This window comes from Plantactinospora sp. DSM 117369 (assembly GCF_053764795.1).
In genome coordinates this window covers 8,923,585-8,944,121 of sequence record NZ_CM132446.1, presented here as the reverse complement: position 1 = coordinate 8,944,121, position 20,537 = coordinate 8,923,585, and the positions used below count along the sequence as shown (strand labels likewise).

The 20,537-nt window shown below is 71.9% G+C and carries 22 protein-coding genes; 17 read left to right on the top strand and 5 right to left on the bottom strand.

What is annotated here, in order from left to right; translation table 11 throughout:
* The first annotated feature begins 44 nt into the window (after positions 1-44).
* The 3 genes from ACSMXO_RS38285 (at position 45) to ACSMXO_RS38275 (ending at position 2,419) form a co-directional block, all read left to right on the top strand.
* Positions 45-1,112: an alpha/beta fold hydrolase gene (locus ACSMXO_RS38285; RefSeq protein WP_455419406.1), complete on the top strand. Its 1,068-nt coding sequence runs from the start codon at positions 45-47 to the stop codon at positions 1,110-1,112.
* 9 nt (positions 1,113-1,121) lie between these two features.
* Complete coding sequence (gene tsaE / locus ACSMXO_RS38280) at positions 1,122-1,625, top strand: tRNA (adenosine(37)-N6)-threonylcarbamoyltransferase complex ATPase subunit type 1 TsaE (RefSeq protein WP_346258262.1); 504 nt, start codon at positions 1,122-1,124, stop codon at positions 1,623-1,625.
* Between the two features lie 107 nt (positions 1,626-1,732).
* Positions 1,733-2,419, top strand: coding sequence for a uracil-DNA glycosylase (locus tag ACSMXO_RS38275; protein WP_346258261.1), 687 nt, complete (start codon positions 1,733-1,735; stop codon positions 2,417-2,419).
* Here ACSMXO_RS38275 and ACSMXO_RS38270 read toward each other — a convergent pair.
* Positions 2,408-2,884: a helix-turn-helix domain-containing protein gene (locus tag ACSMXO_RS38270; protein ID WP_455415723.1), complete on the bottom strand. Its 477-nt coding sequence runs from the start codon at positions 2,882-2,884 to the stop codon at positions 2,408-2,410. The genes ACSMXO_RS38275 and ACSMXO_RS38270 overlap by 12 nt on opposite strands.
* 175 nt (positions 2,885-3,059) lie before the next feature.
* Between ACSMXO_RS38270 and tsaB the strand changes: the two genes are divergently transcribed.
* The 10 genes from tsaB to ACSMXO_RS38220 all read left to right on the top strand — a co-directional run bounded on the left by tsaB (position 3,060) and on the right by ACSMXO_RS38220 (position 11,773).
* Positions 3,060-3,761 carry a tRNA (adenosine(37)-N6)-threonylcarbamoyltransferase complex dimerization subunit type 1 TsaB gene (tsaB, locus tag ACSMXO_RS38265; RefSeq protein ID WP_346258259.1) on the top strand — a complete coding sequence of 234 codons (702 nt, stop codon included), beginning with the start codon at positions 3,060-3,062 and terminating at the stop codon, positions 3,759-3,761.
* 29 nt (positions 3,762-3,790) lie between these two features.
* A complete protein-coding gene (rimI, locus tag ACSMXO_RS38260) occupies positions 3,791-4,252 on the top strand; it encodes a ribosomal protein S18-alanine N-acetyltransferase (RefSeq protein ID WP_455415722.1) in 462 nt (153 codons plus the stop codon).
* Positions 4,245-5,291, top strand: a complete 1,047-nt coding sequence (gene tsaD / locus ACSMXO_RS38255) for a tRNA (adenosine(37)-N6)-threonylcarbamoyltransferase complex transferase subunit TsaD (RefSeq protein ID WP_346258257.1) — start codon at positions 4,245-4,247, stop codon at positions 5,289-5,291. Before rimI ends, tsaD begins: the two co-directional genes overlap by 8 nt.
* Before the next feature lie 43 nt (positions 5,292-5,334).
* Complete coding sequence (locus tag ACSMXO_RS38250; RefSeq protein WP_346258357.1) at positions 5,335-5,589, top strand: hypothetical protein; 255 nt, start codon at positions 5,335-5,337, stop codon at positions 5,587-5,589.
* Positions 5,590-5,679: 90 nt separating this feature from the next.
* On the top strand, positions 5,680-6,294 hold the full coding sequence (locus tag ACSMXO_RS38245) for a hypothetical protein (RefSeq protein WP_455415721.1): 615 nt from the start codon (positions 5,680-5,682) through the stop codon (positions 6,292-6,294).
* A 150-nt stretch (positions 6,295-6,444) separates the two neighbouring features.
* Positions 6,445-7,047 (top strand): hypothetical protein, encoded by a 603-nt coding sequence (locus ACSMXO_RS38240; protein ID WP_455415720.1) that lies wholly within the window; start codon positions 6,445-6,447, stop codon positions 7,045-7,047.
* 160 nt (positions 7,048-7,207) lie between these two features.
* Positions 7,208-7,837 (top strand): hypothetical protein, encoded by a 630-nt coding sequence (locus ACSMXO_RS38235; RefSeq protein WP_455415719.1) that lies wholly within the window; start codon positions 7,208-7,210, stop codon positions 7,835-7,837.
* Positions 7,838-7,897: 60 nt separating this feature from the next.
* Positions 7,898-8,224, top strand: coding sequence for a hypothetical protein (locus ACSMXO_RS38230; protein WP_455415718.1), 327 nt, complete (start codon positions 7,898-7,900; stop codon positions 8,222-8,224).
* A gap of 88 nt (positions 8,225-8,312) precedes the next feature.
* On the top strand, positions 8,313-9,014 hold the full coding sequence (locus ACSMXO_RS38225; protein WP_455415717.1) for a hypothetical protein: 702 nt from the start codon (positions 8,313-8,315) through the stop codon (positions 9,012-9,014).
* 143 nt (positions 9,015-9,157) lie between these two features.
* Positions 9,158-11,773: an Hsp70 family protein gene (locus ACSMXO_RS38220; protein ID WP_455415716.1), complete on the top strand. Its 2,616-nt coding sequence runs from the start codon at positions 9,158-9,160 to the stop codon at positions 11,771-11,773.
* A 296-nt stretch (positions 11,774-12,069) separates the two neighbouring features.
* Here the strand turns inward: ACSMXO_RS38220 and ACSMXO_RS38215 are convergent, their stop codons facing one another.
* Entirely contained in the window at positions 12,070-12,351 is a 282-nt protein-coding gene (locus ACSMXO_RS38215; protein ID WP_455415715.1) for a Scr1 family TA system antitoxin-like transcriptional regulator, read from the bottom strand.
* 150 nt (positions 12,352-12,501) lie between these two features.
* Here ACSMXO_RS38215 and ACSMXO_RS38210 point away from each other — a divergent pair, with 150 nt between their 5' ends.
* The 4 genes from ACSMXO_RS38210 to ACSMXO_RS38195 all read left to right on the top strand — a co-directional run bounded on the left by ACSMXO_RS38210 (position 12,502) and on the right by ACSMXO_RS38195 (position 18,076).
* Positions 12,502-14,211: an ABC transporter ATP-binding protein gene (locus ACSMXO_RS38210; protein WP_455415714.1), complete on the top strand. Its 1,710-nt coding sequence runs from the start codon at positions 12,502-12,504 to the stop codon at positions 14,209-14,211.
* 1 nt (position 14,212) lies between these two features.
* Positions 14,213-15,970 carry an ABC transporter ATP-binding protein gene (locus ACSMXO_RS38205; RefSeq protein WP_455415713.1) on the top strand — a complete coding sequence of 586 codons (1,758 nt, stop codon included), beginning with the start codon at positions 14,213-14,215 and terminating at the stop codon, positions 15,968-15,970.
* A 187-nt stretch (positions 15,971-16,157) separates the two neighbouring features.
* Positions 16,158-16,766, top strand: coding sequence for a winged helix-turn-helix domain-containing protein (locus tag ACSMXO_RS38200; RefSeq protein WP_346258248.1), 609 nt, complete (start codon positions 16,158-16,160; stop codon positions 16,764-16,766).
* Positions 16,766-18,076: an MFS transporter gene (locus tag ACSMXO_RS38195; protein WP_455415712.1), complete on the top strand. Its 1,311-nt coding sequence runs from the start codon at positions 16,766-16,768 to the stop codon at positions 18,074-18,076. The genes ACSMXO_RS38200 and ACSMXO_RS38195 overlap by 1 nt, the downstream gene beginning before the upstream one ends.
* On the opposite strand, the gene ACSMXO_RS38190 is transcribed toward ACSMXO_RS38195, so the two are convergent.
* From ACSMXO_RS38190 to ACSMXO_RS38180, 3 genes are all read right to left on the bottom strand, one after another.
* Complete coding sequence (locus ACSMXO_RS38190; protein ID WP_455415711.1) at positions 18,054-18,797, bottom strand: copper homeostasis protein CutC; 744 nt, start codon at positions 18,795-18,797, stop codon at positions 18,054-18,056. The genes ACSMXO_RS38195 and ACSMXO_RS38190 overlap by 23 nt on opposite strands.
* A 206-nt stretch (positions 18,798-19,003) precedes the next feature.
* Positions 19,004-19,303, bottom strand: a complete 300-nt coding sequence (locus tag ACSMXO_RS38185; protein ID WP_346258245.1) for a DUF1707 SHOCT-like domain-containing protein — start codon at positions 19,301-19,303, stop codon at positions 19,004-19,006.
* A gap of 27 nt (positions 19,304-19,330) precedes the next feature.
* Positions 19,331-20,530, bottom strand: coding sequence for an ROK family transcriptional regulator (locus ACSMXO_RS38180; protein ID WP_346258244.1), 1,200 nt, complete (start codon positions 20,528-20,530; stop codon positions 19,331-19,333).
* Between the last annotated feature and the right edge of the window lie 7 nt (positions 20,531-20,537).

The window sequence follows — 20,537 nt, the reverse complement described above, 5'->3', positions numbered from 1 at the left end:
CGGTGCAGCGGCAGCCGTCCCGGCGTACCCCGACCCGGACCGGGCTGTTCCGGGTCGCCGGCATCATCGGCGCGGCGGCCGGGGTCGCGGCGGCCGGCATCGCCGCCGGGGTGGCCGCCGAGCGGGCGGTGGTACGCCGTTCCAAGGCCGCACCCGGCGACCGGTACGCGACGGAGCCGTTCGGGGCGCTGCCCTACCACGAGTCCTGCACCGTCTCCACCGCCGACGGCACCGACATCCACGTGGAACTGGTCGGGCCGCCGTCCGGCCCGGAGCGGCCGACCCTGGTCTTCGTGCACGGCTTCTGCCTGGACATGGGGACCTTCCACTTCCAGCGCAAGATCCTTACCGAGCTGGGCGAGGACCGGATGGTCTTCTACGACCAGCCGGGGCACGGCCGATCCGGTCGGCTGGAGTCCGGTGAATACCAGCTCCAGGCGCTCGGCGAGACGCTCCGCTCGGTGATCGACCGGACGGCGCCGACCGGTCCGCTGGTGCTGATCGGGCACTCGATGGGCGGCATGACCATCATGGCGTTCGCGGAGCGCTATCCGGAGCTGTTCGCCGAGCGGGTGGTCGGCACCGTGCTGATGGCCACCTCGGGCGGGCTGGTGGCGGAGACGAAGTTCGGCCTGCCGACGATCGTCGCCCGGGCCGGCGCACCGCTGCTGCCGGTGGTCGACAACGCCACCCGGCTGACCGGCAGCGTGATCGACCGGGCCCGCCGCGCCTCGGCCAACCTGGCCTGGTTGCTCACCCGCCGGTACGGCTTCGGCACCCCCACCCCCAGCCCGGCGCTGGTCTCCTACGTGGAGAAGATGAACTCGCGCACCTCCACCGAGACGGTGGCCCGCTATCTGCGCACCATCTACACCCATGCCCGCTATCCGGTGCTGGCCGCACTGCGGGACACTCCGACCCTGGTCATCGTGGGCGAGCGCGACATGATCACGCCGGTCACCCACTCCGAGGAGATCGTCCGCTGGCTGCCGGACGCCGAATACGTCAAGGTGCCCGACAGCGGGCACGTGGTGATGCTGGAACACGCCGACGAGGTCAATACGGCACTGCTGGACTTCCTCGACCGGCTGCCCGGCCGAGGAAGGGACTGAGCTGTCCGGATGAGCGACGCGTTGCGCGGCACCGAACTGGTCCGCGAGCTGCCGACGGTGGCGGACACCCACGAGTTCGGGCGGCGGCTCGGCGAACTGCTCCGCTCCGGGGACCTGCTGGTGCTCACCGGTCCGCTGGGCGCCGGCAAGACCGCCCTGGTGCAGGGGATCGCCGCCGGGCTGGGCGTACTCGGCGACATCACCTCGCCGACCTTCGTGATCGCCCGGGTGCACCGGCCCGATCCGGCCCGGGGCGGCCGGGCCACGCTGGTGCACGCCGACGCGTACCGGCTGGGCGACGCGGTCGACCCCCGGGCCGAGATCGACGACCTCGATCTGGACGCTTCGGTGGACGAGGCGGTCACCGTGGTCGAGTGGGGCGAGGGCATGGTCGAGCACCTGGTCGACACGCACCTGCGGGTGGTCATCGACCGGCGGGACGACGACACCCGGCGCATCGAGCTGGTGCCGTTCGGCGGTGACTGGGCCGACCGGCTCGCCGAGCTGCGCTGAAGAGGGGCGCCACGCCGCGCTGAGAAGGGGCGCCGTACCGGAATTTCCCGGTGTCGTACCGGACTTCTAGAGTGCGGGAAACGACCGTGGCGCTCGAGAGGTTACCGATGACCCTGGATCTTCCGGCCCTGCTGCCTCCGGCCTGGCGGGCGGCGCTGGACCCGCATCTCGACCCGGCCCAGACCGCCGCGTTGGCCGAGTTCGTCGCCGGGGAATACGCGACCCAGACCGTCTTCCCGCCGATGGAGGACCTCTTCGCGGCCTACCGGCTCTGCGCGCCGGAGGACTGCCGGGTGCTGATCCTCGGCCAGGACCCTTACCACAAGGCGGGGCAGGCGCACGGGCTCAGCTTCAGCGTCCGCGACGGCGTCTCGGTGCCACCGTCGCTGCGTAACGTCTTCAAGGAGCTGGCCGACGACCTCGGGGTGCCAATGTCGCGCAGCGGCAATCTGACCCGCTGGGCTAACCAGGGCGTGCTGCTGCTCAACGCGGTGCTGACCGTCCGGCAGGCGACCCCGGGCTCGCACGGCAACAAGGGCTGGGAGGCATTCACCGACGCCACCATCAAGGCCCTCGACGCCCGTCCGGAGCGGATCGTCTTCCTGCTCTGGGGCGGATACGCACGCAAGAAGGCCGCGCTGGTCACCAATCCGGCGCACGTGGTGCTGGAGGCCGGCCACCCGAGTCCGATGAACCCTCGCGGTTTCCTCGGCAGCCGCCCCTTCAGCGCCTGCAACAAGGCGCTCGCCGACGCCGGCCGGCCCACCGTCGACTGGGACCTGTCAGCCCGCTGAGCAGGCGTGTCGGGCCCGCCACCGCCGCATCAGGTCGGCGGTGGCCGGCTCGGTCACCTCGACCAGGGCGAGCGGCACCACCCGGTAGCTCCGGTCGTCGTGCCGGACCTCGATCGCCTCCGGCAGTTCGTCAGCCATGCTGGCCCGCAGCACCCCACCGACCACCTGCCATCGGTGCTCGCCGGGTTCGCGCGGGTCGGTGGGCAGGTAGCCGAATTCCTCCCACCGTGGGTTCCAGCGCTGGGCGTCGAGCGGCTCGACGCCCACGGTGAGCTGGAGATCAAGCGCGGCCAGCAGCCGCTCCAGCATCGCCACCGTCGGCGCCCGCACCCCCTGTTCGATCCGGGCGATCGCCGCCTGGCTGGCGCCGGAGCGCTCAGCCAGATCGCGTTGGGTCAGGCCGTGCAGTTCCCGCTGTCGGCGCAGGGTCGTGCCGAGCAGTGTGGTGAGCCGGGACGAAGACACCGTCAGATGCTGCATGTATCCGAGGAGCGTGATACCACCCTGTCATCAAGATGACTCGGTGGTATCACGCTCGCCGCCGATGTCGGTCCGGCGGGCGGAGGTGAGCGGCGCGACCGGCACCCATGCCGCCCCGGGTCGTGCCCGGCGTCGACGACCGCCCGGTTAGGGTGCCTATGTGCTCGTACTCGTGCTGGACTCCTCGACCCCGGCGGTGACCGCCGCGCTGGCGGAGGTCACCGCCGACACGGTCGCGCTGCGCGGTGAGCGCAGCGTCGTCGACGCCCGGGCCCACGGTGAACTGCTCGCGCCGCAGGTCTCCGAGGTGCTCGCCGAGGCCGGTGCCCGCCCGGCCGACCTGACCGCCGTGGTGGCCGGGGTCGGGCCCGGGCCGTTCACCGGGCTGCGGGTCGGCCTGGTCACCGCGGCGAGCATGGGACAGGTGCTGGGCATCCCCACCTACGGCGTGCCCTCCCTCGACGCCATCGGGCACGCCGCGACCCAGCCGCGATCGGGGGCGGCTCCCGAGGTGGGACCGGTGCTGGCAGCCACCGACGCCCGGCGCCGGGAGATCTACTGGGCCGTCTACGACCTGGCCGGCGAGCGGCTGGCCGGGCCCGAGGTCGACACCCCGGCCGCCGTCGCCGAGCGGGCCCGGGAACTGGGCGTCCAGGTCGCGGTCGGCGAGGGGGCCCGCCGGTACGCCGACATCCTCGGACTGCCGCCGCGAGCCGGGCTGGACTACCCCCCGCCGTACGCCCTGGCGGAGCTGGCGGCCGAGCGGGTCCGGGCCGGCGCCCCCGGTGACCCGCTCACGCCGCTCTACCTGCGCCGGCCGGACGCCGTGGCGGCGGCCGGACGCAAGCCGGTCTTACCGTGAGGGCAGTGGTCGATGAGGGCAGGGCTCGGATGACCAGGCTGGGCCCGTTCCGCTGGTGGCACATCTCCGAAGCGCTGCCGATCGAGGCGGACCTGTTCGGTGCCGAGCAGTGGTCGGCGGCGATGTTCTGGAACGAGCTGGCGAACGGCCACCACTATCTGGCGGCGCTGGACGACACCGACGCACTCGTCGGCTATGCCGGCCTCGCCGTCGCGCCGCCGGACGAGGCCTGGGTGCAGAACGTGGCGGTACGCCGGGACGCCCAGCGCAGCGGCATCGGCCGGATGCTGCTGACCGAGCTGCTGGCCGAGGCGACCCGGCGGGGCGTACGCCGGGTACTGCTGGAGGTGGCGGTGGACAACGCACCGGCGCAGCGCCTCTACGCGACGTACGGCTTCGAGCCGGTCGGCGTGCGGCGCGGCTACTACCAACCGAGCAACACCGACGCGCTGGTGATGCAGGTCGAACTGGAGCGGGTGAACGATGGCTGACGAACCCCTGATCCTCGGGATCGAGACGTCCTGCGACGAGACCGGCGTCGGCGTCGTACGCGGGCACACCCTGCTCGCCGACGCGCTGGCGTCCAGTGTGGACGAGCACGCCCGGTTCGGCGGGGTGGTGCCCGAGGTGGCCAGCCGGGCGCACCTGGAGGCGATCGTGCCGACCATGCGCCGCGCGCTGGATGACGCCGGGGTGACCCTGGCCGACATCGACGCGATCGCCGTCACCGCCGGTCCCGGGCTGGCCGGCGCGCTGCTGGTCGGGGTGGCCGCCGCCAAGGGCTACGCGCTGGCCGCCGAAAAACCGGTGTACGGGGTGAACCACCTGGCCGCGCACGTCGCGGTGGACACGCTGGAACACGGCCCGCTGCCCGAGCCGGCGATCGCGCTGCTGGTCTCCGGCGGACACTCCTCGCTGCTGCTGGTGGACGACCTGGCCACCGGGGTCACCCCGCTCGGCGCCACCATCGACGACGCTGCCGGAGAGGCGTTCGACAAGGTGGCCCGGCTGCTCGGGCTGCCGTTCCCGGGCGGCCCGCCGATCGACCGGGAGGCGCGGTCCGGCGCTCCGGACGCGATCGCCTTCCCGCGTGGGCTGACCGCGCCGAAGGACCTCGCCGCGCACCGGTTCGACTTCTCGTTCTCCGGGCTCAAGACCGCGGTCGCCCGCTGGGTGGAGGCGAAGCAGCGGGCCGGTGAGCCGGTACCCGTGCCGGACGTGGCCGCCTCGTTCCAGGAGGCGGTCTGCGACGTACTGACCGGCAAGGCGATCGCGGCCTGCCGGGACCGGGGCATCGAGACGCTGGTGCTCGGCGGTGGGGTCGCGGCGAACTCGCGGCTGCGGGCGCTGGCCGAGGAGCGAGCGGCGAAACACGGCATCCACGTCCGGGTACCCCGGCCGAAGCTCTGCACCGACAACGGCGCGATGGTCGCGGCGCTCGGGTCGCACCTGGTGGCCGCCGGGGTGGCCCCGAGCCGGCTGGACCTGCCCGCCGATTCCGCGATGCCGCTCACGATCGTCAGCGTGTAGTGTTCCGGCGGCGTCGAGGGCGGTGAGGAGCGTGATGACCGACGTGATCGTACGGATGTGGGAGGTACGCGCGGAGCGTGCCGGCTTCGCCGACCTGCTCACCTGGGTCTGCGACAGCGCCCTGCCCGAGCTGGAGCACAATCCGCTGCACATCTCCAGCGAGGTCTTCTCCTCCACCGACAACCGGCTGGTGGTCATCTCGAAGTGGCGGGCCAACCCGGTCTCGCTGCCCGACCCACCGGCCCGGATGCTCGCCCGTACCCCACACGTCTGGGACTTCACCCAGGTCGACCGCTGAGCGTCTGAGTATCGCGGCAGCGACGGCCGCTGACCTTCTGTTGCAATTTTGACCACCCACAGTGGCGCCGTTATCTGCCATCATGGCCAGGTGCAGAGCGGGATGCATCGATATCGGCTGTCCGTGGGATTTCACGGTAGCCGAGCCATCCGCGTCGTCTGCATGGTGTTTCTCGGAGGCATGGCAGCTGGCGCGGCGATATGTGCCGGCACCTTACTGGGGTTGGTGGGGATAGCAATTCTGGCCCCTGGTGATCCGAGTGGCCCTGAGCGATGGGGCTTCCTGCCGATCGTGCTGGCCGTACTGGCCTCCGGGGCGGTCGTGGCATATACCGCGGTGCGGATCACAAGGGTGGTACGTACCGACGCCTGGCTGGAGGGCAGCAGGCTTACGGTACGAGTCGTTCGGGAGCGGACGGTCGAGCTTTCCTACGCCACATCCGTGGCAGTTCGGGTGACCAACAGGCCGCTCATCGGCCCGGTGCGTCGTGCCGGTGTGGTCGGACCAGCCCCAATGATGGCAGTGCTCGTCGTCATCGGCGAGGGTAGGACCGTTCACCTCCGTCTGGCCAACCCGGATGCCATCCAGCTACCACCAGATCAACTATTCGCGCTTGCCAACGCGCTCTCCGTGGCACGTTGCCCGGGCGCCGTGGAGACCGTCACCTGGCTTCATAGAGCAACAGTGGGTGCCAGCATGTGCTGAACCGCCTCGGACCGCAGTCGGTATGTGGCGAGACATGGATTGCGAGCGTTGGTTTGACCGTACGGGTGTAGATCGAGCACTGGCGGCTGTTGACCTTCTGTCACAATCCTGACCACCCTACGTGTCGCCCCTGTCTGTCATGATGGCCGGGTGCAGTCGCCAGGCAAACGTGTCTATCTCTCGGTCGGGCACCTGCGCGGGCTCGTGGGTCGATACCTGCTCGTGTTGGTGCTCGGTGGCGCTGTCGCCATTGCCGCCGTCACCGCCGGCTTCGGGCTGGGCAGGCTGCTGGTGCGGATACTTGCCGACGGCTCTGATCCGTTCGAAGGAGGACCGCTCTCCCTGCCGTTTGTGACAGGTGCGGTCCTCGGCATCGCGACGTGGTTTCTGCTGCGCCGTGTGTTACGGCACGTGTTTCCCGGGGCATGGTTGGACGGCACTCGGCTGACCGTGCAGGACGGACGTCGCCAGGTCATCGAACTGGCTGCCGCCCATGCCGTGTCACTGCAGTCCACTGCCGAGATGCTCGCCGTCTCGGCTCCGGCCGCCGCGATGCAAGCACCGCCCACTGTTCCCCTGCTGGTGGTGGACTCGGGCCGGCGGCAGGTCCGGCTCCGCCTAGCCAGTCGCGAACGGGTGCTGTTGCCCCCGGATCAGTTGTCTTTCCTGGCCGACGCCCTGTCCGTTGCACGTTGCCCGGGAGTGACGGAGACCGTGGCCTGGCTGCGCGCCATGACGGCTTGGCCCCGCTGAGATCTGCATCGTCCATCTCTACCGTTCATCAGATTATGGGGGCTCAGTGAACATTGCGCGGGACCTCTTCCAGCTTCGTGAGTCGGCCGAGCGACTTGCCTGGCGAACGGACCACTCGGGTGTGAGCGGTGTCGGCGCGGATGATTCACACACAGTGCGGGTGCATCTGAACGACTCGGGGCGTGTGCAGCGAGTTGATGTCAGTCATACATGGTGGCGGGATCTAAGTCCCGAGCGGCTGGCGGAGGCGATCACCACTGCGGCGAACCGCGCTGTTGTCGATCGAATAAGGGTCTGGTCGGAACGCGTGGCTGAGCGTGCAGATGGCGAGCCGCCGGCTGACTGGCAGAGCGCGCTCATCCGGTGCCAAGGCGCCGACCCCTCTGACTGTCACCACACCGGACAGATTGGTGTCGATGAGAGCAGGGTGGAGGAGCTCCTACGGATATCGGACGCCACTAATGCAGCCATGTCCGAGATGAACGACCTCCGTCATCGGACGGACGTGCGGGCGCGCCAGCAGGTACAAGGACGGTCCCTCGCCGATCGTGTGACCGTCACGTTGACCGGTGGCCAGATCTTACGAGTCGACATCGATCAACGTTGGCTGCGGAAACAGCCGAGTGGCCAGGCCGTTGCTAGCGATCTGTACGAGGCGTGCCAGGACGCGTACGACCGGATTGCCCAGGAGGACGAGGCCGCGTTGGGCGGTCTACCGGGCCTAGCGGCATTGCGCGATCTCACGGTGGATCCAGCGGCCCTGATGCGTCGCTTGGGCTCGCCCGGCTGATCTGTTCACACCAGCGGCGGCAGCGCTGCCGTCTGGCAAGAGTTTGAGGGGGACACCGAGTTGGCCGAACCGGATGCGGCGACCATCAGAATGGCACGCGAAGCACTTGTGAGCGATGCGACGACATGGCATGAAGCTGCCGAGGTCATGACGAAGGCCGCGCAGGATGCGTCCTCGTTAGCCCTCACCGGATTTCACACCGGATATCTGGCCGACAGGCTCGGCGCCGGGCAGCGCTACACCGAGGCGCAGGAGTTCTTGGTGAGGATACTGAGCGAGGGTGCGGTCATTATGACGGAGATGGCGACCAGGCTTCGGGCGGTGCTGGACGAGTACGACCGGGCGGACCTGGGGGCATCCGTACGCGTGGAGCGGGCAGGGGACTAGCGATGAGCGCAGTAGGGCAAGCTGGCTGGAGCAGATTGCTGAGGGCTCGCAACAGAACGTCAGTGACGGACTCGAACGGGTCCAGCAGTTGACTGTGGAGTTGGCGGATCGGCTCAACGACGTGATGCGTCTGTTGCCGCTCGGCACCGGTGCCGAGGCGATTGAGCGGGAATGGCAGAGGTTCCTCGAACTTAAGGACCGCATATTCGATGAGCTGCAGAGGTTCGCCGAGGAACCGGGCTTCCCGCCAGCGCTCTGGCGCATCGGCGAGTACTGGAACCTACGGGTGGGTGCCCCGGTTAGTAGCTTGCAGCAAAAGGTGTCTCCACACGGGTTGGACTCTGCTCGCCTCTGGACCGGCACGGCAGCCGATGCCTACCGGGACGCGGCGCTCGCCCAGGCAGATGCCATCGCGACCATCGGACCGGCCACCGAAAAGATTCAAGCCGCGTTGGACGATCTCGGCTGGGGCCTCGTCGCCTTCTGGGCAGCTCTGGCCGCCGCGGTAGCGACGTTTGTCGCCGGTATGGTCGGCGCCGTCGGGTTGGCCGCTGCGGTCGTCACCGCCCCCGCCGCACCACCGGAAGCCTGTGGCACCGCTGCGGCCGTGATCTCACTGCTTGCTGCCGCGGCGTTGGCGCTGCTGGAGTACATCGACAGGTTCGACAGCTCCATGACGTCGTTGGCCCAGTTGTTGAACGACAACACCGGCATGGTCGAGCAGCCCGGCGGCAGCTTTGGCTGGCCCACAATCGACCTTCCCGGCAAGTGGTCGGTGCGCTCAGAGTGATGACGGACAGCCAGCGTGGCCGGGCGCGGGCGGAGACGGCAGCCTGGCTGCGGCACTCGGCAGACGCCGGAGCCGTACCGGGACTGACCAAGGCCAGAGTCGCCCGATGGTCTCGGCTGGCGGGTCCCGCATAGAGTGTCGGCGTGGGAGTCGACGGGGTGCGGGTCGGCGTCGACTTCGGTACGTCGAGCACTGCCGCCGTGCTGGCCGGTCCCGGAGCGCAGCCCCGCCCGCTGTTGTTCGACGGCTCGCCACTGCTTCCGTCGGCCGTCTTCGCGGAGGCGGACGGCGGCCTGCTGACCGGCCGGGATGCGCTGCACTCGGCGCGTACCCAGCCGGGGCGGTTCGAGCCGGCGCCGAAGCGCTGCGTGGACCACGGCACGGTGCTGCTCGGCGACCGGGCCGTACCGGTGGTCGAACTCATCGCCGCCGTGCTGCGTCGGGTCGCGGCCGAGGCGGACCAGGTCGCGGGAGAGCCGGTCCGCCGGGCGGTACTGACCCATCCGGTCTCCTGGGGGCCCGTACGACGGCAGACCCTGCTCGCCGCCGCGTCGATGGTCTTCGCCGAGCCGGCCCTGGTCACCGAGCCGGTGGCGGCGGCCAGCTACTTCCTCACCGTCGCCGGCCGCCGGCTCCCGGCCGGTTCCACCGCCATGGTGTACGACCTGGGCGCCGGCACCTTCGACGCCACCGTGGTCCGGCACGCGGCCGGCGGGTTCGAGGTACTGGCGACCGACGGGCTGGGCGACGTCGGCGGGTTGGACATCGACGCGGCCCTGGTGACCGCCCTCGGCGAGGTCTACCGGACCCGGGACGAGTCGGCCTGGTCGCGGCTGCTCCAGCCGACCGGTGCCGCCGACCGGCGCGCCTCCCGCGGTTTCTGGGACGACGTACGGGTCGGCAAGGAGCTGCTTTCCCGGGCCCCGACCGCGCTGTTGCACGTACCGATCGTCGACGACGAGGCGCTGCTCGGCCGGGAGCAGCTCGAACGGCTCGCCGAGCCGATCCTGGCGCGTACGGTGTCGGTCGCGGCCCGGGTGCTCGCCACGGCCGGGGTGGCGCCGGCCGAGCTGGCCGGGTTGTTCCTGGTCGGCGGGGCGAGCCGGATGCCGCTGGTCGGCACGCTGCTGCACCGGCGGCTCGGCATACCGCCGGTGCTGGTGGACCAGCCGGAACTGGTGGTCGCCAGCGGCAGCGTGCACGCCCCTCTCCCAGCCCGGATCGAACCTTCGACTCGCGCCGCGCCCGGGTCGCCACCGCCGCCACCGTCGCCTCTCGTGCCGACCGTGCGGCAGAAGCCCACGCCAGAATCCGTGCCACAGCCTGCTCCAGAGCCGAAGCCGGAGCCGGCGGGCGAGCCCGAGCTGGCGGGGCGGCTTGGCCCTGCCAGCGAGCCCGAGCCGGCAGCGGAGGAGCGGGAGGCGCCCGCCGTCGGAGCGGCACCGGACCACGTCGCGGGGTCGGCTCCACCGACACCCGTCGACGCCTCCGCGCCGGAGCCCGTCGTCGCGGTACCGCTGGTCGACGACGCGCCGCCGACCGTCGGCCCCGCCCCGGAGGCGTCTCCTGGGCCGGAGCCACGGCCGGCGTCGGGAGTCCGTCGGCGGCCCGCCCTGGTGGCCGCCGCCGTGGTCGTGCTCGTGCTGCTCGGTTACGCGGTCTGGAGCGTCGTGCCGTGGGGCGGGGGCGGCGGCGATCCGAGCGCCGATCCGACCCCGAGTGCCGGCCCGACCGGTTCGGCGGTACCGGAGGAATCGTCCGGGCCGGCAGCGCCAGAGCCACAGGTGCTGCGGGTGCCGGCCGACTTCAAGGCCAACAGTGTGGTGCTCAGCCCGGACGGTACCCGCCTCGCCGCCGTCGGTACCTACGCGATCAGGACCTACACCGTTCCGGAGCTGCGGCCGGTCGGCAAGCAGGTGACGGCCGGCAAGGAGACGTACCAGGTACCCGGGGGCTCGGGTCCGGTCCACCGGGAGGACTTCGAGTGGGCGGCGTTCAACTCGAACGGCCGGCTGCTGGCCACGTACGACTCTGGAATGTTCGGCTACGTCCAGGTCTGGGACGTGGCCAGCGGTAAGCGGCTACGCCGGCTCAGCGATTCGTGGTGGGCCTCCTGCCTCGCCTTCAGTCCCCGCGACGAGCAGTTCCTCGCCTGCGCCGGACACGACGAGTCGGTGCGATTCTGGAGCGTCTCGGGCTGGAGCCGGCGCGGCCGGGTCGACAGCGACGACCCGGCCACCATCCAGCACGTGGCGTTCAGCCCCGACGGCAAGCTGCTGGCCACCGACGGCGGCAAGGGCCGGACCCTGCTCTGGGACGCGCGCTCCTACCGGCGGCTGGCCGTGCTGACGGCCAGTACCTTCCCGAGCGGCATGGTGCCGGCGGCCGACCCGGGCATACCGGTGGCGTTCAGCCCGGACGGGAAGACCCTGGCGACCGGCGGAATCGACGGCACCGTACGGCTGTGGAACGTCGCCACCCGCAAGCAGACCGCCGTGCTCGGCACGCACGGCAGCGGCGTACTCGACGTGGCCTTTGCCAGGGATGGCACCCTGGCCAGCACGGACGCCGGCGGCGTACGGCTGTGGGACGTGGCCGCCCGCCGCCAGGTCGGCGCGGTGCCGTCGAACCGGAATCTGACGAACCGGAGTGTGCAGCTCTCCTTCACCCCGGACAGCCGTACCCTCTCCGTCTGCGTCGGCGACACCATCTGGCGCTGGGACGTCGCAACCGTCCGAGCCCACGCCAAATCCGGATAGCCGAAGCTCGCCAAGATTCTCGGCGAATTCTGGTTCGAGGCGAACCGAAACTTGCCAAGATCCCGACTTGGTGTCGGGGTGGACGAGTCGAGTCCACCGGTGAGGAGGGCGTGCGACTTGGCGAGGGTGGAGACAAGAACCGCACCGCCTTTAACTGCTGAGCGGAAGCAGAGCGTGCGGAAGAGAATCCGCTTGTCCCGGTCGTCGATCACCGTCCAGGATGGACTCCGTGTCCCTCTATGTGGTCCACGTCGTCGGGATGAGCGTGAGCGCCGTCGTCCTGCTGCTGGTGGCGGTCACCCGGTTCGGTACGACCTCGGTCGTCGACCGGGTTCTCTGTGGCCTCGGCGCTCTCGCGGGCTCCGCGGCGATTCGAGGTACATCCGGCCGGCGAAGTTCTCCCGGTATGCGACCTCGGGAAAGCCGGCCGGCGTCTTGAACACGTAGAAGGCGCCGTTGAATCGAGTGGCCAGGTTGATCCGCTCGGGCAGCACACGGATCTCGATGTGCGGCCGGTGGGCCACCGTCTCCAGGTGAGCGAGCTGGGCGGCAAGACCGTTGCTCCCGGCGACCGGCATCAGGCACGGTCGCGGGGTCGGGCCTCGGGAGGGCCGATCGAATCTGGGGTAAGAACTATCACGGGAGGTGGTCGCCCAGCTACCCCTGGTCAGAGGGATCTGCGGAAAACCTGTGGCGATCGTGGCGATTGGTTCCATACCGTCACCGCGATGCGCCCGCTACCCGTACCCGATCCCGGCGTGCCGGACCAGCGCTCGGCGACCAGATTCCTGCTCTGGCTCGCCGCGCGGATCTGGCCCACCCTCGCCTGGGGCATGGTGCTGGCCGTTATCTCCTTCGTCGGCCAGGCGCTGATGCCGGCCGCGCTGGGCAGGGCGATCGACGCTGGCCTGGTCGCGCGGGACACCGACGCGCTGCTGCGCTGGGGCCTGGTGCTGCTCTCGCTCGGCATCGTGCAGGCGATCGTCGGGATCATCCGGCACCGGTTCGCCAGCTTCAACTGGCTGGCCGGGGCGTACCGGACGGTGCAGCTCACCGTCGACCACGCCAACCGGCTCGGCGCGACCCTGCCCAAGCGGCTCGCCACCGGTGAGGTGGTCAGCATCGGCACCGCCGACATCAACCACATCGGCGGGGCGCTCGACATCCTCTCCCGGGGCACCGGTTCGTTCTTCGCGGTGCTCACCATCACCGCGATCCTGCTCGCCACCTCGGTGCCGCTCGGCCTGGTGGTGGTGCTCGGCGTACCGCTGCTGATGGCGGTCGTCGCGATGCTGATCCGGCCACTGCACCGGCGTCAGGAGGCGTACCGGGACCAGCAGGCGACCCTGACCACCCGGGCCAGCGACATCGTCGCCGGGCTGCGGGTGCTGCGCGGCGTGGGCGGGGAGTCGGTCTTCTCGGCGCGCTACCGGGCGGAGTCGCAGGCGCTGCGGCACGGCGGCGTACGGGTGGCCCGGGTGGAGGCGCTGCTGGAGGCCACCCAGGTCCTGATGCCCGGCATCTTCCTGGTGCTGGTGACCTGGCTCGGCGCCCGGTTCGCCCTCCGTGGCGAGATCAGCGTCGGGCAGCTCGTCTCCTTCTACGGCTACACGGTCTTCCTGATCGGTCCACTGCGGATGCTGACCGAGCTGATCGACCGGATCACCCGGGGGCACGTCTCGGCCCGCCGGGTGGTGTCGATGCTCGACCTGCGACCGGACGTCACCGATCCCGAGCACCCCGTCGAGCTGCCCGACGGCCCGGGTGAGCTGGTCGACGTCGAGTCCGGCGTGACGGTGCGGCCCGGCCGGCTGACCGCGCTCGCCGCCGCCGCGCCGGAGGACGCGGTCGCCATCGCCGACCGGCTCGGCCGGTACGTCGACAGCGAGGCGACGCTGCGCGGCGTACCCCTGCGGAAGCTGGCGCTGGCCACGGTCCGGCGCCGGATCCTGGTGTCCGACAACGAGGCGCGGCTCTTCTCCGGCCCGCTCCGCGCGGAGCTGGACCCGCACGACCGGGCCGACGACGCGACCATCGCGGCGGCGCTGGACGCGGCCAGCGCCACCGACATCGTGGCGGCGCTGCCGGGCGGGCTCGCCGGCCGGGTCGCCGAGCGGGGCCGGGAGTTCTCCGGCGGCCAGCAACAGCGGTTGCGGCTGGTCCGGGCTTTGGTCGCCGACCCGGAGATCCTGATCCTGGTCGAGCCGACCAGCGCGGTGGACGCGCACACCGAGGCGCGGATCGCCGACCGGCTCGGCCCGGCCCGGCGGGGCCGGACCACCCTGGTCTGCACCACCAGCCCGCTGGTACTGGACCGGGCCGACCACGTGGTCTTCGTCTCCGACGGCAAGGCGGTGGCCGAGGGCGGGCACCGCGACCTGCTGGACAGCGAGCCGCGCTACGCCGCCGTCGTGACCCGGGCCGAGGAGGGGGACTGAGATGAGCGAGCGCGACGCGCTGCCGGTCGCCGACGCGGCGCAGGTGCGCCGGTACGCGCGCAGCCTGCTCCGCCGGCACCCCCGGGCACTGGCCGGCGCGCTCGCGCTGCACGGGTTGGCCGCGATCACCGGGCTGGCCGCGCCACGGCTGCTCGGTGACCTGGTCGAGGCGATCGCCGAGGGCACCAGCACGGTGACGGTGGACCGGGTCGCGCTGGCGATCGCCGGGTTCGTGGTGGCGCAGGCGGTGCTGATCCGGTTCGCCCACTTCGCCTCGGCCCGGCTCGGTGAACGGATCCTCGCCGAGCTGCGGGAGGAGTTCGTCGACCGGATCCTGGCCATCCCACTGTCTACCGTGGAGCGGGCCGGCACCGGTGACCTGCTGACCCGGAGCAGCCGGGACGTCGCCGCGCTGTCCCGGTCGGTCCGGTTCGCCGTGCCGGAGACGCTGATCGCGGTCCTGACGGCGGTCGCCGTGATCGGCGCGGTGCTGCTGACCGACCCGCTGCTGATGCTGCCCGCCCTGGTCGCGGTGCCGATCCTGGTGCTGGCCACCCGCTGGTACCTGCGCCGGGCCACCCCCGGCTATCTCGCGGAGAACGCCGCCTATTCCGACATCACCGACGGGATCAGCGAGACGGTGGAGGGGTCGCGGACCACCGAGGCGCTCCGGCAGCAGGCGCGGCGCCGGGCCCGCACCGACGCCGACATCGGCCGGTCGTACGCGGCCGAGCGCTACACCCTCTTCCTGCGTACCGTCTTCTTTCCACTGGCCGAGACCGGCTACGTGCTGCCGGTCGTCGCGACCCTGGTCCTCGGCGGCTGGTTCTACATCGAGGGCTGGGTGACGCTCGGTGAGGTCACCGCCGCCACCCTCTACGTCCAGCAGTTGATGGACCCGATCGACCGGCTGCTCTCCTGGCTGGACGAGGTGCAGGTCGGCGGCGCGTCGCTGGCCCGGCTGCTCGGGGTGGCCCGGCGCCCCGACGACGCCCCGGCCGACGAGCCGGCGGCCCGCCCGGCCGACCAGCGGTTGGTCGCCCGGGACGTGCGCTACGCCTATCAGCCGGGGCGGGACGTGCTGCACGGCGTGACCCTGAGCGTGGCCCCGGGCGAACGGCTGGCGATGGTGGGTCCGTCCGGGGCCGGCAAGTCGACGCTGGGCCGGCTGCTCGCCGGGATCCACCGGCCGGGGCACGGCTCGGTCACCGTCGGCGGCGTCCCGCTCGCCGACCTGCCGCTGGCCGACCTCCGTACCGAGGTCGCGCTGGTCACCCAGGAACACCACGTCTTCCTCGGTACGCTGCGCGACAACCTCACCATGGTCCGGCCGGACGCGACCGACGACCGGGTACGCGCGGCGCTCGCCGCCGTCGACGCGCTGGACTGGGCGGAGCAGCTTCCCGCCGGGCTGGACACCGAGGTCGGTGCGGGCGGGCATCCGCTTTCCGCCGCCCAGGCCCAGCAGCTCGCGCTCGCCCGGCTGGTCCTCGCCGACCCGCACACCCTGGTACTCGACGAGGCCACCTCGCTGCTCGACCCCCGGGCGGCCCGGCACCTGGAGCGCTCGCTGGCCGCGGTGCTGCGCGGCCGTACGGTGATCGCGATCGCACACCGGCTGCACTCCGCACACGACGCCGACCGGGTCGCCGTGGTGGAGGACGGCCGGATCACCGAGCTGGGCCCGCACGCCGAGCTGGTCGCCGCCGGCGGCTCGTACGCCGCGCTCTGGCGCTCCTGGCACGGCGACCGGCCCTGACCCGCACCGGCCGAACCGCGCCGCCCGAACCGCGCGCTGCCCTGACCCGCGCTGCCCTGACCCGCACCGGCCGACCGGCGCCGCCCTGACCCGGGCCGCCCTGACCCGCGCCGCCCCGACCCGTCGCTCGGCGTGAACGTGGGCGGGATGCTTGCAAAGAAGACTTTGCAAGGATACCTTTGCCAACATGTCTAGGGACGAAGTGCGGCTGAACCCGACGTCACTGCGCGGTCTCGCCCACCCGCTGCGGGTCCGGATACTCAACACACTGCGCGAACATGGGCCGGCCACGGCAACCCTGCTCGCCGAGCGGCTCGGTCAGTCCACCGGTGCCACCAGCTACCACCTGCGACAACTCGCCCAGTACGGCTTCGTGGTCGAGGAGCCCGGGCGCGGTGCCGGCCGCGAGCGGTGGTGGCGGGCCGCGCACCGGAACACCCGGCTCGACAGCGAGGTCGGTCGGGACGCGCTCCCCGACGTCGAGACGTACCTGCGATCCGTCGCCGCGCTCTACGCCGAGCGGGTCGACCGGTGGTTGAACGAGCTGCCCAGCCTGTCGGAGGAGTGGGGGCGGGCCTCCACCCTGAGCAACTGGCAGCTCCGGCTGACCCCGACCGAGGCGCAGGAGTTCTCCGACGCGCTGACCGAGCTGATCGGGCGGTACCGGCGGGACGAGCCCGGCGTGACGGCACCGGACGACGCCGAGCCGTTCGTGGTGCAGGCCCAGTTGATGCCGTTCGTCCGGCGCGGCGGCGATCGGCCGGAGGAGGGCGATCGGCCGGGGGAGGCGGGCTGATGGCCCGGGACCGCCGACCACTGGTCGGGCTGCTGGTCGCCGAGGGGGTCTCCCTGGTCGGCAGCCGGATGAGCATGGTGGCGCTGCCCTGGTTCACCCTCGTGGTCACCGGCAGCGCCGTCCGGACCGGCGTGGTCGCGTTCGCCGAAATGCTTCCGTACGTGCTGGCCTGCGCCCTCGGCGGGCCGCTGATCGACCGGGTCGGTGCCCGCCGGACCAGCATCGTCGCCGATCTGGGCAGCGCGGCGGCGGTGGCCACCGTCCCGCTGCTGCACCTGGCCGGTCTGCTCCGGTTCGGTACGCTGATCGGCCTGGTCGCGGTGGCCGGGCTGCTGCGTGGGCTGGGCGACACCGCCAAGCGGGTGGTCTTCCCGGAGACCGTGGCGGCGGCGGGCACTCCGATGACCCGGGCGACCAGCCTGCACGACGGGCTCAGCCGGCTCGCCACGCTGCTCGGCGCGCCGCTGGCCGGGCTGCTCATCGCCGTGCTCGACGCCCCGCTGGTGCTGCTCCTCGACGCGGGGACCTTCCTGGTCGGGGCGGTCCTGGTGGCCCTCGCCGTGCCACATCACCGGTCCGCAGTGGAATCCATGCCACGGGACGGTGCCGCGCCGGGCCGGGAGCCCTATCTGGTCGCGCTCCGGGCCGGTCTGCGCTATCTACGCCACGACCGGCTCGTGCACGGCATCGTGCTGATGCTGCTGGTGACCAACCTGGCCGATGCGGCGTACACCGCGGTGCTCACCCCGGTCTGGGCCACCGAGGTGGTCCGGTCGTCGACGGCGCTCGGCCTGCTCACCGCGACCTTCGCCCTGGGCGCGGTGCTGGGCAACGCGGTCTTCACCGTCGTGGCGGACCGGGTGCCGCGGTTCGCCGTCTTCGCGGTCGGGTTCCTGCTCGCCGGGGCACCCCGGTTCGTCGCGCTCGCCCTGCTGGACCGGCTCTGGGTGATCTATCTGGTCTCGTTCGTCGCCGGAGTCTCCGTCGCGGCGATCAACCCGATCCTGGGCGCGGTCAGCTTCGAACGGATTCCCGAGGCGCTCCGGGCCCGGGTGCTCGGGCTGGCGCAGGCGGCGGCCTGGGCCGGCATCCCGCTCGGTGGGCTGCTCGGCGGGCTCGCCGTACAGGAGTTGCGGCTGCCGGTCGCCTGCCTGGCGTTCGCGGGCGCGTACCTGCTGGTGACGCTGATGCCGTTCGTGATGCCGGTCTGGCGCGAACTCGACCGGCCACCGACACCGCCCGCCGAGACACCGGCCGGGGCGGCGACAGCGCCGGCCGGGGCGGAGGTTACCGGTGCACCGCGCCGATGATCCGGCCGATCCGCTCCGGCGAGGTCTCCGAGCGCTGGTACTCGGGGCGGCTCAACACCCCACCCATCCGGGGTACCGGGTTGCGGTGGATCGCCGGCCCGTCCGAGCTGACCCGCGCGGTGAAGTGGTATTCGTCCGCGCCGGTGGCGGCGACGATCCGGGCGATGTTCCGCTCGTTGATCCCGCCGCCGGCCATCACCGCGATCCGGCCGGCGGCCTTGCCGACCAGGTCGGCGATGAGCGGAGCACCGGCCAGCGCGGTCTCCTCCTGACCAGAGGTGAGCACCCGGGGGATGCCCAGCTCGATCAGTTGCTCCAGCGCCTCGAACGGGTCCCGGACCATGTCGAACGCCCGGTGGAAGGTGACGCTCGCGCCGTCGGCCGCCGCGAGCAGCCGGCGCATGGTGGGTACGTCGACGTCGCCCTCCGGGGTCAGCGCACCGACCACGACCCCGTGCGCGCCCACCGTCACCGCGGCCTGCACGTCGCGGACCATCGCATCGACCTCGTACGGGGAGTAGATGAAGTCCCCGCCCCGGGGGCGTACCAGCACGTGCACCCGGATCCGCTCCGCGTGCCGCAGGGCCAGCTCGATGGTGCCGATGCTGGGGGTCAACCCGCCCTCGAACAACCCCGCGCAGAGTTCCACCCGGTCGGCGCCGGCCCGCTCCGCCGCCAGCGTCCCCTCGACGCTGTCGACACAGATCTCGAACGTGCTCATGCCAGCCTTCTCCAATGACCGAACCAAGTTGACAAACCCGAACCAACCGGGGCTATCCAAGGGTGCACCATCGATCATCGCAACCGCATGTGGGAAAGAACGCGTTCGGTGGGCCGGCGTGCGGTACGGAACGCGACGCCGCGCCGGTTAACCGGACAAAGCACCGGCCTTGGCCGAGGGGGTGATGCCGATCGGGCCGGCGCCGATCAGCGGGTGACCGCCATGAAGATCACCAGCAGGAGCAGGGTGGCGGCGGCGACGGCGAAGACGATCAGCAGTTCCCGCCGGGCACCGGTGCTGCCGCCGCCGGCCGGCTCGGTGACGGCCGGCGCCGCCGGCAGGTCCCGGATGACGGTGGCCAGCTCCCCGAGGGTACGCGCGGTGTAGACCGCGCCGACCCGCTCGGAGAACTCGTCCAGGCTCAACCGGCCCTGTTCGGTGTGCCGTTGCAGGTCGGCGACCACCCGTTGCCGATCGGAGTCGGAGGCCCGCAGTTGCCCGTCCACGTCGGACAGCGTACGCCCGGTGCCCGGTCAGCCCGCGTCGAGCGGGTCGGCGAGCAGGTGCTCGAAGGCCAGCTCGGCGGCGCCGACCAACGCGGCGTCCTCGCCCAGCTGCGGGGTACGCAGGCGTACCTGCTCGCGCGGGGTGGGCAGGGCCAGCGAGTTGAGCCGGCTGCGCACCCGGGCCGCTGCCGCGAGGTAGACGTCCCGGAGGGTGCCGCCGAAGATGACCACCCCGGGGTTGAAGATGTTGACCAGGTTCGCCACGCCGAACCCGAGCCAGTCGCCGATCTGCCGGACCGCCGCCTGCGCGTTCGCGTCACCCCGGGCGGCCGCGTCGACCACCCGCAGGGCGGCCTCCCGGCCCACGGCGTCGTCCCGGCCGGCCGCCAGCAGCAGGGCGTACTCGCCGATCTCGGTCTCCCAGCAGCCGTACGAGCCGCAGCCGCACGGGCTTCCGCCGGGGTTCACCACCATGTGGCCGACCTCCCCGGCGTAGCCGCCCTGCCCGGTCAGCCGCCGGCCGCCGACGATGATCCCGGCGTCGATGCCGACGTCCCGGTGCAGGTAGATGACGTCGTCGTAGCCGCTGGCCGCGCCCCGGGCGTGTTCGGCGACCGCGCTCGCGTCGGCGGCGTTGCTGACCAGCACCGGGCGCTCCTGCGGCAGCAGTTCACCGAGCGCCTCGGCCAGCGGCTTGTCCAGCTCGCCGCGGCCGGCCCAGCCGGCGCTCTCCGGCCGGACGTGCACCGCGCCGTCCGGGCGGCGCAACCGCCCGCAGACCGCCACGCCGCTGCCGACGTAGACCGAGCCCGCCGGTACCGCCTGGTGCATCTCCTTCACGAAGCCGGCCAGCAGCGGCAGGCTCTCCACCGCCGGCAACCCCGGGGGCCGCTCGGCCTGCCGGCGGTCCAGCACCACCCCGCCGAGCCCGATCCGGGCGGCCCGCAGCCGGTCCACCTCGATGCTGTACGCGTACGCGAAGACCCGCCCCGACTCGGGCCGGACGACCAGCGAAGGCCGTCCGGCCCGCCCGGTCTCCCGGGGCGCCCGTTCGCTGACCAGGCCGGCGGCGGCCAGTTCGGCGGTGAGCGCGCCGATGGTGCTCCGGTTCAGCCCGAGCGAGGTGGTCAGCTCCGCCCGGGAGGTGGCGCCGTGGATGTGGACGTAACGCAGCAGCGCGCCGAGATTCTGCCGGCGAATCTCCTCCTGGCTCGGCCCTGCGCGCATCGTGCCC

Excerpts from the sequence above, each read along its gene's own strand:
- tsaE (WP_346258262.1), top strand. The coding sequence starts at position 1,122 with ATGAGCGACGCGTTGCGCGGCACCGAACTGGTCCGCGAGCTGCCGACG.
- ACSMXO_RS38275 (WP_346258261.1), top strand. The coding sequence starts at position 1,733 with ATGACCCTGGATCTTCCGGCCCTGCTGCCTCCGGCCTGGCGGGCGGCG.
- rimI (WP_455415722.1), top strand. The coding sequence starts at position 3,791 with ATGACCAGGCTGGGCCCGTTCCGCTGGTGGCACATCTCCGAAGCGCTG.
- tsaD (WP_346258257.1), top strand. The coding sequence starts at position 4,245 with ATGGCTGACGAACCCCTGATCCTCGGGATCGAGACGTCCTGCGACGAG.
- ACSMXO_RS38215 (WP_455415715.1), bottom strand. The coding sequence starts at position 12,351 with ATGCCGGTCGCCGGGAGCAACGGTCTTGCCGCCCAGCTCGCTCACCTG.
- ACSMXO_RS38210 (WP_455415714.1), top strand. The coding sequence starts at position 12,502 with ATGCGCCCGCTACCCGTACCCGATCCCGGCGTGCCGGACCAGCGCTCG.
- ACSMXO_RS38205 (WP_455415713.1), top strand. The coding sequence starts at position 14,213 with ATGAGCGAGCGCGACGCGCTGCCGGTCGCCGACGCGGCGCAGGTGCGC.
- ACSMXO_RS38200 (WP_346258248.1), top strand. The coding sequence starts at position 16,158 with ATGTCTAGGGACGAAGTGCGGCTGAACCCGACGTCACTGCGCGGTCTC.
- ACSMXO_RS38195 (WP_455415712.1), top strand. The coding sequence starts at position 16,766 with ATGGCCCGGGACCGCCGACCACTGGTCGGGCTGCTGGTCGCCGAGGGG.
- ACSMXO_RS38190 (WP_455415711.1), bottom strand. The coding sequence starts at position 18,797 with ATGAGCACGTTCGAGATCTGTGTCGACAGCGTCGAGGGGACGCTGGCG.
- ACSMXO_RS38180 (WP_346258244.1), bottom strand. The coding sequence starts at position 20,530 with ATGCGCGCAGGGCCGAGCCAGGAGGAGATTCGCCGGCAGAATCTCGGC.